The sequence below is a fragment of the Pseudomonas sp. K5002 genome (assembly GCF_013386655.1).
Lineage (GTDB): Bacteria > Pseudomonadota > Gammaproteobacteria > Pseudomonadales > Pseudomonadaceae > Aquipseudomonas.
Genome location: NZ_JACARK010000172.1, coordinates 35,625 through 47,717 on the forward strand (window position 1 = coordinate 35,625; position 12,093 = coordinate 47,717).

The 12,093-nt window shown below is 61.6% G+C and carries 11 protein-coding genes; 6 read left to right on the forward strand and 5 right to left on the reverse strand.

Annotated elements, in window-relative coordinates:
• Positions 1-3 precede the first annotated feature (3 nt).
• Positions 4-2,838 carry an excinuclease ABC subunit UvrA gene (uvrA, locus tag HX846_RS09780; protein WP_178965315.1) on the reverse strand — a complete coding sequence of 945 codons (2,835 nt, stop codon included), beginning with the start codon at positions 2,836-2,838 and terminating at the stop codon, positions 4-6.
• Positions 2,839-3,016: 178 nt separating this feature from the next.
• On the opposite strand from uvrA, the gene HX846_RS09785 reads away from it, so the two are divergent.
• Both HX846_RS09785 and HX846_RS09790 read left to right on the forward strand, forming a co-directional pair.
• Positions 3,017-4,411 carry an MFS transporter gene (locus tag HX846_RS09785; RefSeq protein ID WP_003210044.1) on the forward strand — a complete coding sequence of 465 codons (1,395 nt, stop codon included), beginning with the start codon at positions 3,017-3,019 and terminating at the stop codon, positions 4,409-4,411.
• Between the two features lie 9 nt (positions 4,412-4,420).
• Complete coding sequence (locus HX846_RS09790; protein ID WP_003210042.1) at positions 4,421-4,939, forward strand: single-stranded DNA-binding protein; 519 nt, start codon at positions 4,421-4,423, stop codon at positions 4,937-4,939.
• A gap of 91 nt (positions 4,940-5,030) precedes the next feature.
• Here HX846_RS09790 and HX846_RS09795 read toward each other — a convergent pair whose 3' ends face one another.
• Positions 5,031-5,939: a LysR family transcriptional regulator gene (locus HX846_RS09795; protein ID WP_178965316.1), complete on the reverse strand. Its 909-nt coding sequence runs from the start codon at positions 5,937-5,939 to the stop codon at positions 5,031-5,033.
• Positions 5,940-6,042: 103 nt separating this feature from the next.
• Between HX846_RS09795 and tam the strand changes: the two genes are divergently transcribed.
• Complete coding sequence (gene tam / locus HX846_RS09800; RefSeq protein WP_178965317.1) at positions 6,043-6,804, forward strand: trans-aconitate 2-methyltransferase; 762 nt, start codon at positions 6,043-6,045, stop codon at positions 6,802-6,804.
• Positions 6,805-6,816: 12 nt separating this feature from the next.
• Here the strand turns inward: tam and HX846_RS09805 are convergent, their stop codons facing one another.
• Positions 6,817-7,368 carry a cysteine hydrolase family protein gene (locus tag HX846_RS09805; protein WP_178965318.1) on the reverse strand — a complete coding sequence of 184 codons (552 nt, stop codon included), beginning with the start codon at positions 7,366-7,368 and terminating at the stop codon, positions 6,817-6,819.
• Positions 7,369-7,463: 95 nt separating this feature from the next.
• Here HX846_RS09805 and HX846_RS09810 point away from each other — a divergent pair, with 95 nt between their 5' ends.
• The 3 genes from HX846_RS09810 to HX846_RS09820 all read left to right on the forward strand — a co-directional run bounded on the left by HX846_RS09810 (position 7,464) and on the right by HX846_RS09820 (position 10,467).
• A complete protein-coding gene (locus HX846_RS09810) occupies positions 7,464-8,444 on the forward strand; it encodes a GlxA family transcriptional regulator (protein WP_008436451.1) in 981 nt (326 codons plus the stop codon).
• Positions 8,445-8,615: 171 nt separating this feature from the next.
• Positions 8,616-9,725: a DUF3182 family protein gene (locus HX846_RS09815; protein WP_178965319.1), complete on the forward strand. Its 1,110-nt coding sequence runs from the start codon at positions 8,616-8,618 to the stop codon at positions 9,723-9,725.
• Positions 9,715-10,467 carry a S9 family peptidase gene (locus HX846_RS09820; protein WP_003210032.1) on the forward strand — a complete coding sequence of 251 codons (753 nt, stop codon included), beginning with the start codon at positions 9,715-9,717 and terminating at the stop codon, positions 10,465-10,467. Before HX846_RS09815 ends, HX846_RS09820 begins: the two co-directional genes overlap by 11 nt.
• Here the strand turns inward: HX846_RS09820 and HX846_RS09825 are convergent.
• The gene (locus HX846_RS09825; RefSeq protein WP_003210030.1) at positions 10,454-11,434 is read right to left on the reverse strand and encodes a lysylphosphatidylglycerol synthase domain-containing protein; all 981 of its coding nucleotides are present in this window, start codon (positions 11,432-11,434) and stop codon (positions 10,454-10,456) included. The two genes, HX846_RS09820 and HX846_RS09825, sit on opposite strands and share 14 nt — an antisense overlap.
• Positions 11,412-12,093: cardiolipin synthase ClsB (clsB, locus tag HX846_RS09830; RefSeq protein ID WP_178965320.1), on the reverse strand; the 682-nt coding region annotated here is incomplete at its 5' end. The genes clsB and HX846_RS09825, both read right to left, overlap by 23 nt.

A 12,093-nucleotide genomic window follows, 5' to 3' on the forward strand; every position in this document is an offset into this window, starting at 1 on the left:
CAATCAGTCCTTGTCGCGAGCCAGCAGAGGCTTGAGGTAGAAGCCGGTGTGAGACTGCTTCATCTCCGAGACTTGCTCCGGTGTGCCGACCGCAATGATCTGCCCACCTTTGGAACCGCCTTCCGGCCCCAGGTCCACCAGCCAGTCGGCGGTCTTGATCACATCCAGATTGTGCTCGATCACTACCACCGTGTTGCCGTGGTCACGCAGGCGATGCAGCACGTCCAGCAATTGCTGAATATCCGCGAAGTGCAGGCCTGTGGTCGGCTCGTCGAGGATGTACAGCGTCTTGCCGGTGTCACGCTTGGACAGCTCGCGAGACAGCTTGACCCGCTGGGCCTCGCCGCCCGACAGCGTCGTCGCCGACTGACCCAGCTTGATGTACGACAGGCCAACATCCATCAGTGTCTGCAGCTTGCGCGCCAGGGCCGGTACCGCGTCGAAGAACACCCGCGCTTCCTCGATCGTCATCTCGAGGGTTTCGTGGATGCTCTTGCCCTTGTACTTGATCTCCAGGGTTTCGCGGTTATAGCGTTTGCTCTTGCACACGTCGCACGGCACGTAGATGTCCGGCAGGAAGTGCATCTCCACCTTGATCAAGCCATCGCCCTGGCACGCTTCGCAGCGGCCGCCCTTGACGTTGAACGAGAACCGGCCAGGCCCGTAGCCACGGGAGCGCGATTCCGGCACGCCGGCGAACAGCTCGCGAATCGGCGTGAACAGCCCGGTGTAGGTCGCCGGGTTGGAGCGCGGTGTGCGGCCAATCGGGCTTTGGTCGATATCGACCACCTTGTCCAGGTGTTCCAGGCCCTTGATGCTGTCGTGAGCGGCGGCTTCCAGGGTGGTCGCGCCGTTCAGTGCAGTGGCACTCAACGGGAACAGCGTGTTGTTGATCAGCGTTGATTTGCCCGAACCGGATACACCGGTCACACAGGTCAGCAGGCCCAGCGGGATCTCCAGGTCGACATTGCGCAGGTTGTTGCCACGCGCGCCCTTGAGGTGCAGTGCCATCTTCTTGTTGCGCGGGGTGCGTTTGGCCGGCACGGCGATCTTCACGCGACCCGACAGGTACTTACCGGTCAGCGAGTCAGGATGCGCCATCACTTCAGCCGGCGTGCCCTCGGCGACAATATGCCCACCGTGAACACCCGCTCCCGGGCCGATATCGACCACATAATCGGCCAGGCGAATCGCGTCTTCATCGTGCTCGACCACGATCACCGTATTGCCGATGTCCCGCAGGTGCTTCAGCGTGCCCAGCAAGCGGTCGTTGTCCCGTTGATGCAATCCAATCGACGGTTCATCGAGGATGTACAACACGCCCACCAGGCCGGCACCGATCTGGCTGGCCAAGCGAATCCGCTGGGCTTCACCGCCGGAAAGCGTGTCGGCACTGCGGTCCAGCGACAGGTAGTCCAGGCCCACGTTGACCAGGAACTGCAGCCGTTCACGAATCTCCTTGAGGATCTTGTCGGCAATTTCCCCGCGGCGGCCCGTCAGTTTCAGCGTGCCGAAGTATTCGCAGGCATCGCCAATCGGCAGGTTGGTCACTGCCGGCAGGGTCTTCTCGCCAACCCACACATGCCGTGCCTCACGGCGCAGGCGTGTGCCACGGCAATCCGGGCAAGGCTGGGTGCTGAGGAACTTGGCCAGTTCCTCGCGCACGCTGGCGGACTCCGTCTCGCGGTAGCGCCGCTCCAGGTTCGGCACGATGCCTTCGAACGGGTGCGAGCGTTTGACGATATCGCCACGGTCGTTCAAATACTTGAAGTCGACGTTCTGTGAACCGCTGCCATGCAGGATGAATTTCTGCTGTTCGGCGGGCAGTTCGTTGAACGGCACTTCCAGGCTGAACTTGTAGTGCGAAGCCAACGACCCCAGCATCTGGAAGTAATAGACGTTACGCCTGTCCCAGCCACGTATCGCACCCTCCGCCAGTGTGAGGTCACCGTTGACCAGGCGCTTGATGTCGAAGAATTGCTTAACCCCCAGGCCATCACAGGTCGGGCAAGCGCCGGCCGGGTTGTTGAAGGAAAACAGCTTCGGTTCCAGCTCGCTGATGGCATGGCCGCAGATCGGGCAGGCGAAGCGCGCGGAGAAGATAATTTCTTCCCCGGGTTCGTCGTCCATCGGCGCCACCAGGGCGATACCGTCTGCCAGCTTCAGCGCGGTCTCGAAAGACTCCGCCAGGCGCTGCTGCAAATCGGCACGCACCTTGAAACGGTCGACGACCACATCAATCGAGTGCTTCTTCTGTTTATCCAGCTTCGGCGCTTCGTCCAGCTCGTAGAGCTTGCCGTTGATGCGGGCACGCACGAAACCCTGGGCACGCAGTTCTTCAAAGACCAAAAGGTGTTCACCCTTGCGCTCGCGAATCACCGGTGCCAGCAGCATCAGCTTGGCGCCCTCCGGCTGGGCCAGCACCAGGTCGACCATCTGGCTGACGGTCTGGGCTTCCAGGGGAATGTCGTGGTCCGGGCAGCGGGGAATACCCACGCGGGCATACAGCAGGCGCAGGTAGTCGTAGATCTCGGTGATGGTGCCCACGGTGGAACGCGGGTTGTGGGAGGTGGATTTCTGTTCGATGGAAATCGCAGGCGACAGGCCTTCAATGGTGTCGACGTCGGGCTTTTCCATCATCGACAGGAACTGGCGGGCATAGGCCGACAGGGATTCCACATAGCGGCGCTGGCCTTCGGCGTACAGCGTGTCAAACGCCAGGGACGACTTGCCGGACCCGGACAAGCCGGTGATGACGATCAGTTTGTCCCGTGGCAGGGTCAGGTCGATGTTCTTCAGGTTGTGGGTTCGAGCCCCACGAATCAGGATCTTGTCCAAGATGGCCTCGCACGGCGGGCGTAAATAATGCAGGAGTATACGGCTAAAGACTGGATGAATATACACTGTCAAAGTGCCGGGTGCAGCCTTACATGAAAGCTGCGCGGCAAAGCGCCGCATATACCCTCTCAATCGATGGGACTGGTAGAATCGCCGCCGGTTCACACGAGGTTTATCCATGCACGATCCCCACAGCGAACGCATGAGTGGCAGCGAGACCCGCGCAGCAAGCGGTCTGGCCCTGGTGTTCGCATTCCGTATGCTTGGCATGTTTATGGTGTTGCCGGTGCTGGCAACCTATGGAATGGATCTCGCAGGAGCGACCCCGGCCCTGATCGGCCTGGCGATTGGCGCCTATGGCCTGACCCAGGCGCTGTTTCAGATTCCGTTCGGCGTCATTTCCGACCGCATCGGCCGCCGGCCGGTGATCTACCTCGGCCTGATCGTCTTCGCCCTGGGCAGTGTGCTTGCGGCCAATGCCGACTCTATCTGGGGCGTGATCGCCGGACGCGTCCTGCAAGGCGCCGGCGCGATTTCCGCCGCCGTCATGGCACTGCTCTCCGACCTGACCCGCGAACAACACCGTACCAAGGCCATGGCGATGATCGGCATGACCATCGGTCTTTCGTTCGCCGTGGCGATGGTAGTCGGCCCGCTGCTGACCCGCGCGTTCGGCTTGCACGGTCTGTTCCTGGCCACCGGTGGCATGGCGCTGTTCGGCATCGTGATTGTCGCCTTCATGGTTCCGCATTCCACGGGGCCGTTGCAGCACCGTGAGTCGGGCGTCGCCAAGCAGGCATTGCTGCCGACACTCAAGCACCCGGACCTGTTGCGCCTGGATTTGGGTATCTTCGTATTACACGCAATGCTGATGTGCAGCTTCGTCGCCTTGCCCCTGGCCCTGGTACAAAAAGCCGGGCTGCCCAAGGAGCAGCACTGGTGGGTGTACCTGACCGCGCTGCTGATTTCGTTCTTCGCCATGATCCCGTTCATCATCTACGGCGAGAAGAAACGCAAAATGAAACGAGTTCTGCTGGGCGCCGTCGCGACATTGATGCTCACTGAGCTATTCTTCTGGCAGTTCGGCGACAGCCTGCGGGCGCTGGTGATCGGCACGGTGGTGTTCTTCACCGCGTTCAACCTGCTGGAGGCTTCACTGCCTTCGCTGATCAGTAAGGTTTCACCGGCCGGCGGCAAAGGCACGGCGATGGGCGTGTATTCCACCAGCCAGTTCCTCGGTTCTGCACTGGGCGGGATCATGGGCGGCTGGATGTTCCAGCATGGCGGTTTGTCGGTTGTGTTCCTGGGATGCGCAGGTCTGGCTGCCCTCTGGCTAGCCTTTGCTGTTACCATGCGCGAACCTCCCTATGTGACGAGCCTGCGCTTGCCGTTATCGCCCGAAGCGATCCGCGAAGCCGGTCTGGTCGAGCGCCTTAAGGCCGTTGTTGGGGTTACGGATGCTGTGGTTGTTACTGAAGAAGCCGCCATCTACATCAAATTGGACACCGAATTATTGGATCGCGCGACGCTCGAGCAACTGGTCAACCCAGTGCCGACAGCGCGCCCAGCCTAGGAGAACGTTATGGCCCGTGGGGTTAACAAAGTCATATTGGTCGGTACATGCGGCCAGGATCCCGAAGTTCGCTACTTGCCGAACGGTAACGCCGTGACCAACCTGAGTCTGGCGACCAGCGAACAGTGGACCGACAAGCAAACCGGCCAGAAGGTCGAGAAAACCGAATGGCACCGTGTGTCGATGTTCGGCAAGGTTGCAGAGATCGCCGGTGAGTACCTGCGCAAAGGTTCGCAGGTCTACATCGAAGGCAAGCTGCAAACCCGCGAGTGGGAAAAAGACGGCATCAAGCGTTACACCACCGAAATCGTGGTCGACATGCAAGGCACCATGCAACTGCTGGGCGGCCGTCCACAGGGCGACCAACAGGGCCAGGGCGGCATGTCCAACTCGGCGCCGCGTCCACAGCAGCAGTCCCGTCCGCAGCCAACCCAGCAGCCACAGCGTGAGTCGCGTCCAGCGCCACAGCAGGCCGCTCCTCAGCCGGCAGCCGACTTCGACAGCTTTGATGACGATATTCCGTTCTAAGGTCGCTTGAGACCCAGAACTGTCGCGTAACACCAGAAAACCCCCGGTGGCCTTGGCCCCGGGGGTTTTTCATTGCGGACACGGCAATCCGCTAAACGTCAGTAGAAGCGGCGCCCACCACCAACTCCCGAAACCTCTCCAATACCGACGACGTATCACCTACCCGGGTAGCCAGGTGCAACGGCGCCACCAGGCTCCGGCACTCCGAAAGCTCGCGATAAACAATCCCGTCGCCCCGCAACCGTTGCATTGAGGCAGGCACAATCGAAACCCCAAGCCCCGCAGCCACCAGGCTCAACGTCGCCGTCATGCGCGGCGCCTCTTGCACAACTTGCGGGCTGAAACCCGCTTCGCGACACGCCACCAGAATCGCGTCATACAACCCAAGCCCTACCCGGCGCCGATACAGCACAAACGCCTCGGTGGCCAATGCCGCCAATGGCAGCGGCGTCGACGGGTTGATAGCCAGTGGGTGGTCGGTAGGCAGCGCCAGCAACATTGGCTCCACCAGAATTGGCTGGTCCTGCAACGCCTGCGTCCCGCTCAGCGGCGAGCGAATGAACGCCGCGTCGAGCTTTTCGTGCAGCAACGCGTCCAGCAGTTCACCGGTACCGGCTTCTTCCAGTACCACTGAAACGCCGACAAAGGTTTCCCGAAACAGGCGCAGTACGCTGGGCACAAACGGATGCAAGGCGGCAGAGCTGGTGAAACCAATCGCCAGGCGTCCGCGTTCACCTCGGGCGGCGCGGCGCACAATGTCGGCCACACCATCGACGCTGGCCAAGATATGCCGCGCCTCTTCCAGCAAGGCCAGCCCCGCAGTGGTCGGGCGCACGCCTCGTGGCAGGCGCTCCATCAGCACCACACCCAACTCGGCTTCAAGACTTTGCAACAGGCGGGTCAGCGGCGGTTGCTGCATGCCCAGTCGTTCTGCCGCGCGGGTGATATAGCCTTCTTCGGCAATCGCGACGAAGGCCCTGAGCTGCCTGAGTTCCAGCATAGGAATACTTTTCAGGTATGGGAGGTGATCAATCGTGGCATTTGTTCTCATGGATCACAAGATTTAGGCTGTCCTCACTCCTCACAGAAGAAGGAATGCCGCAATGACCTGGTCAGCCAAGCAATACTCGATGTTCGAACAACAGCGCACTCGTCCCGTCCGGGATCTGGTAGCAGCCATCCCTGAGGGTGACGTGCGTACCGCTGTCGACCTGGGTTGCGGCCCGGGCAATTCGACTGAAGTCCTGGCTGATCGCTTTCCGCAGGCATTGGTCACCGGCATGGACAGTTCCGATGACATGCTGGTCGACGCCCGCAAGCGCCTGCCCGCGTTGACTTTCGAATTGGCTGATATCGGCGCCTGGAACCCTGTGCAGAAATTCGACGTCATCCTCGCCAATGCATCGCTGCAATGGCTGCCTGATCACGCCACGCTGTATCCGCATTTAGTCAATCAACTGACCTCCGGCGGCACCCTGGCGGTGCAGACGCCCGACAATCTTGACGAGCCGGCCCACAAGCTGGCGCGGGAAGTCGCGGCGGACGGCCCGTGGGCCGCAAAGATCGGCAGCGTCAAACACAATGAACGCCATACCGCGAGCTACTACTTTGAGTTGCTGAGCCAACACTGTTCCACCGTGGATGTATGGCGCACCACTTACCACCATCCGCTGGCAGGTTCTGCCGCGGTGGTGGAGTGGTTCAAGGGGTCGGCATTGCGTCCGTTCCTGGCGCCCCTGACCGAGTCAGAAAGGAACGCCTTCCTCGACGAGTACCTGGCGCGGATCACCAAGGCTTATCCAGCGCTGGCCGATGGCACTGTGTTGCTGCCGTTTCCGCGCCTGTTCATCATCGCTACCCGGTAAGCGCGGAGAAGGTCAATCGGCGGACAAGAACTGTTCCGCCGATACCACGCTCGCATAAGCAAACCCCAGCGACGACATAAACGCCGCATGCACCTGGGCTGCCGGCACGACGCTGCCATTGAATTCCAGGTCCCGCGTGGCGCAGGCATCGTGGATCACGGTCACGCTGTAGCCCAGGTCCGACGCGGCGCGCACCACGCCGTCGATGCACATATGGCTCATGCTGCCCACCACCACCAGTTCGGTGATGCTGCATTGTTCCAGCAGGGCCCGCAGGTTGGTTTCGCGGAACGCATTGACGAAATGCTTGAGCACCACGGGCTCGTCGGCCTGGTTCAGCACCTTGGGGTGCAGGTGTGCACCTTCCGAGCCCGGGGTGAAGAAGGGGGCATCGTCGGAGGTGAATTCGTGGCGTACGTGAATCACCGTATCGCCTGCCTGGCGAAATGCCTGTAGCACTTGCTGCGCCTTGTCTGCCGCCGCGTCCACTCCGTCTAGCGGCCACTTGCCCTGGGGGAAGTAGTCGTTCTGGATATCGATTAGGATGAGCGCTTGCTTGGCCATGTTGGTTTCCTTGTGAGGGTTGATGCGTCCAGTATCCTGGCTGGCGTGACGCCTGGGGATTGGCCGCACCGACAATAACAGAGGGAAAACTGACAATGGCGATCGTCGAGCTCGGCGTGCTGATCTACAGTGGTGCGCAAATGGCCGCCGTGCATGGCTTGACCGACCTGTTCGCGGTCGCCAACCGGATTGCGACCGAGCATCAGTCGGAGCAACTGCCGTCCCTGCGCATCAGCCATTGGCAGGCTGAAACAGGCGGTGCGCCGACCCGTGTATTCGATAGCGAGCCCGGTAGCGGGGATAGGTTGACGGCCTTGCTGATTCCACCCTCCATTGCCGGCTTTTCCGAGGGCCAGGCGTCCGCCGAATTGCTGGATTGGCTGCGCCAGCAACATCGCTCCGGGACCATTCTGGGCGGGGTGTGCGTAGGTTCGATCCTGATGGCGGAAAGCGGCCTGTTGGACGGTCGCAGCGCCACCACGCACTGGACGTCGGCGAAAACCTTCGCCGCCCGTTATCCGGCGATTCGCCTGGAAGCCGACAAACCCATCGTCGACGACGGCGACTTGATCACCACCGCCGGCCTCATGGCCTGGTCCGAATTGGGCCTGCGCCTGGTGGACCGTTTGCTCGGCCCGAGCATCGCTGCCAGCACCGCGCGTTTCCTGGTGATCGAACACAGTGACAGCGCCAGTGAGTGCGGCAGTAACTTTGCGCCGATCCTTGCCCATGGCGACGCTGCGATTCTCAAGGTGCAACATTGGCTGCAGGCCAGCGGTGCGGTGGATGTTTCGTTGGCTGCCATGGCGCAGGAGGCGGGACTTGAGGAACGCACCTTCCTGCGACGGTTTCGCGCCGCCACCGGTTTGAAACCCACCGAATATTGCCAGCACCTGCGTGTCGGCAAGGCGCGGCAGATGCTCGAGTTCACCAACGGCACCATTGATCACATCGCCTGGACCGTGGGTTACCAGGATCCCGGCGCCTTCCGCGCCACCTTCAAGAAAATCACCGGGCTGGCGCCAAGCGACTACCGCAGCCGTTTCGGCGTAACCCCAACCAAGGCCCAAGCCTGAATCGTGCAGAAAACCGCGACACCGGGATCACATCGTGCAGAATAAAACAGGCCAAGTGCTATCGCTTTTCCCGCAACTGATTGATTCCCCGCGCGTTTAGACAAACGCCGCCTTGGCTTGATCCCTGCTACCGTTTCCTTACACACATGGCAGCAGAGCCAAGGGGGACGCATGACCCCGACAAATCGCAAAAAAATCGTGGTGGCGCATTCAATCCGTCCGCAAGCGCCATTGCACGAAGTGGAGACCAACCGCGCCCTGGCCCGTTGGCTGGCGCACGTCCTCGGGCTCAAATATGGCGGCAGCTATAACCCTGAGCTGCACAGTGGGCGCGAGCTCTACCTGTTACCCACTCAGACGCTGGTCGGTGCGGCCCAGGCGCGGCAATTCGGCGTCAAAGGCCCTGAGGATCTGTGGGGCGGCTACGTCGATCACGATTTCATCTGCACCAAGGCCATCAGCCACGGTTTGCTGAATAAAAACGCGGTTGCGCCCGAAGGCTGGTCGCCGCTGTTTTCCGAGCGCATCCGCAATGTGGTGCTGGATGGGTTGAGTGTGCACGCCCTGGCAGATGCGCGGCCGGCGGCGACCCATTTGCTGTACACCGGCCCGATCCGTCTCAAGCCCGTGCATGCCTGCGCCGGTCGCGGCCAGGAAGTGATCCGCAGCCTCGACGAGTTCGATGCCATCCTCGCGCGCCCTGATGCGGCGCAATTGTTCAGCGACGGCGTGGTGCTGGAGCAGGACCTGAGTGACGTGGTCACCCACAGTGTCGGCCAGAGCTTTATCGGCGATCACGTCATCAGCTACTGCGGCGATCAATACCTGACCCGGGACGGGCAGGGCGAAGAGGTCTATGGTGGTTCCAACCTGTTGGTGGTCCAGGGCTACTACGAAGACCTGCTCAAGCTCGACCTGCCCGCTGACGTGCGCCTGGCCATCCAGCAAGCGCAGGTCTTCGATAACGCGGCGGATGAGGCCTATCCCGGGTTCTACGCTTCGCGGCGCAATTACGATATCGCCCAGGGCCTGGACAGCGACGGCCAACGCCGCAGCGGCGTGCTCGAGCAATCCTGGCGCATGGGCGGGGCCAGCAGCGCGGAAGTCGCGGCGCTGCAAAGCTTCGTCAACAATCCCGGGCTGCGGGCGATTTATGTCTCGTCGGTAGAAACCTACGTCGACCAGCCACTGCCGGCTGACGCGATCGAGGTGTACCGGGGCCCGGCAGAAAACAGCGACTTTCTTCTCAAGTACGTGACGGTCAAATCCTATGACGGCTAGAAGCGAAACCATTGCCATTGATATCGACGACGAACAGATGAGCGGGACCTTCCTCAGTCCCAAATCGAAAGTACCGGGGGTGTTGTTTGTGCACGGCTGGGGCGGGAGCCAGGAGCGTGACCTGGAACGCGCCAAGGGTATCGCCGGGCTCGGTTGTGTATGCCTTACATTCGACCTGCGGGGCCATGCCGGCAACGGCATTCCGTTATCCCGCGTCACCCGCGAAGACAACCTGCGCGACCTGCTCGCGGCCTACGACCGCCTGTTGTCACACCCGGCCATCGACACCTCGGCGGTGGCGGTGGTGGGCACCAGCTACGGCGGTTACCTGGCCGCCATCCTCACGTCACTGCGCCCCGTGCGCTGGCTGGCTTTGCGGGTGCCGGCGCTGTACCGCGACCAGGAATGGCTCAAGCCCAAGCGCGACCTCGATAAAGCCGACCTGATGGATTATCGCGGCACCTTTGTGCACGCCGAAACCAATCGCGCCCTGCATGCTTGCGCGGCGTTTACCGGTGATGTGTTGATCGTGGAGTCGGAGACCGACGACCACGTGCCCCACGCCACCATCATGAGCTACCGCGCCGCCTGCCAGCAGACGCATTCGCTGACTCACCGGATTATCGACGGTGCGGATCATTCCCTGAGTGATCCGGTTTCCCAGCAGGCCTACACCTCGATCCTGGTGGACTGGATTACCGAGATGGTGGTGGGCGAGCGCTTGAGCATCATCCAGTCGTAGGCGTTTTCTTCACGCGCAATGCCTTGGCCTTGGCTTCGACCGCGAGGTACATCACCAGGGCCACCAGCAGCGGCAGGATGAAGTAGATTGCGCGGTAGGCGATCAGCCCCGCGAGCAGACTGCCGCGGGACGCTTCGTGCTGCAGCAAGGCAATGAAGACAGCCTCCAGCACACCCAGCCCCGCCGGGATGTGTGTGACCACTCCGGCAATGCTGCTGATCAGCAACACCCCGAGCACCACGGGGTAATCCAGCTGCTTGGGCAGCAGGGTAAAAATCACTGCTGCCATCAGCGACCAGTTCAGCGCGCCGAGCGCCAACTGCAACACTGCCATGCGCAGCGACGGCAGGCTGATTTCAATCCCGCGTATCGACCATGCGCGCTTTTTCGACAAGCGACAGGCCAGCAGGTAACCCAGGCTCGCCAGTACCAACAGCACGCCGACGCCTTGCAACGCACCGCTGCTGAGCTTCCACCCCGGCGGCAATGTCACCAGCCCGCTGCTGAATACCGCGCCGGCGATCGCCATGTAGCCGAACCAGTTGGTGGCCAGGCTCAAGCCGAGGATCTTCGCGATGTTCCCGTTGCTCACCCCGAGTCGGGAATACAACCGATAGCGCATGGCGATGCCACCTACCCACGCGCTCAGGTTGAGGTTGAACGCATAGCTGATGATGCCCACCGGCAAAATCTGCTTCCAGCCCAACGGCTGGCGGATGTAGGTGCGGCCGATCAGGTCGAAGCACGAATACACCAGGAAACTGCACAGGGTCAGCGCACCCGCGATGAGCAGCGTGCGCAGCTTGAAGTCGCCCAGGGTGTCGAGCACTTCGCTCCAGTCGATACGCCGGGCGAGCAGGGTGAACAACACGATCAGCACCAGGAAAAACACCACCGTCAGCGGTTTTTTCCAGCGTTTCAAGAAGCCGGGGCGAGCGCTTTCTTCAGCGATGCGAGCTTGGGTCATGATCCGCACGCTCCTCAAGAACGAAGGGTTTCAACCTCGGCTTGTGGGCCGGCAACCAGCCGGTCCACGACGGAAAATGCCGCAGCACATGGAACACCACGAAACCCACGGTCACCCGCCAGAACCAGCCGCGAGGCGCGCGGTTTTCCGGCATGGTCTTGCAGTGGTTCTGGCTCAGATATCCCAGGCGCTCGAACAACTGCTGGTTGAAGCCACGATCACGAACCAGCACATTCGCCTCCAGGTTCAGTGACAGGCTCAGCGGGTCGAGATTGCTCGAACCCACCGTGCTCCACTCTTCATCCACCAGCGCCACCTTGCCGTGCAACGGACGCTGGCAGTACTCGTGGATCACCACGCCCTCCTTGAGCAAATAGTCATAGAGCATGCGTGCCGCCAGCTTGGCCAGCAGCACATCCGGCTGGCCCTGCATGATCAACTGCACGTGCACGCCGCGCCGCGCGGCATTACGAATTTCCCGCAGCAGGCGGTAGCCGGGAAAGAAATAGGCGTTGGCGATCACCACCCGCCGCTCGGCCTTGCGCAGGGCGTGCAGGTAGGCCTCTTCGATATCGGTACGGTGTTGCAGATTGTCCCGGTAGATCAGCCGTACCAGGCCATCGCCTTCGCCGGCAGCCCATGGCGACGGGCGTTGCTCG

What these genes read in the sequence shown, in the direction of transcription:
- HX846_RS09805 (WP_178965318.1), bottom strand. Translation starts at nt 7,368, where the DNA reads ATGGCCAAGCAAGCGCTCATCCTAATCGATATCCAGAACGACTACTTC.
- HX846_RS09810 (WP_008436451.1), top strand. Translation starts at nt 7,464, where the DNA reads ATGGCGATCGTCGAGCTCGGCGTGCTGATCTACAGTGGTGCGCAAATG.
- tam (WP_178965317.1), top strand. Translation starts at nt 6,043, where the DNA reads ATGACCTGGTCAGCCAAGCAATACTCGATGTTCGAACAACAGCGCACT.
- HX846_RS09795 (WP_178965316.1), bottom strand. Translation starts at nt 5,939, where the DNA reads ATGCTGGAACTCAGGCAGCTCAGGGCCTTCGTCGCGATTGCCGAAGAA.
- HX846_RS09825 (WP_003210030.1), bottom strand. Translation starts at nt 11,434, where the DNA reads ATGACCCAAGCTCGCATCGCTGAAGAAAGCGCTCGCCCCGGCTTCTTG.
- HX846_RS09790 (WP_003210042.1), top strand. Translation starts at nt 4,421, where the DNA reads ATGGCCCGTGGGGTTAACAAAGTCATATTGGTCGGTACATGCGGCCAG.
- HX846_RS09820 (WP_003210032.1), top strand. Translation starts at nt 9,715, where the DNA reads ATGACGGCTAGAAGCGAAACCATTGCCATTGATATCGACGACGAACAG.
- HX846_RS09785 (WP_003210044.1), top strand. Translation starts at nt 3,017, where the DNA reads ATGCACGATCCCCACAGCGAACGCATGAGTGGCAGCGAGACCCGCGCA.
- HX846_RS09815 (WP_178965319.1), top strand. Translation starts at nt 8,616, where the DNA reads ATGACCCCGACAAATCGCAAAAAAATCGTGGTGGCGCATTCAATCCGT.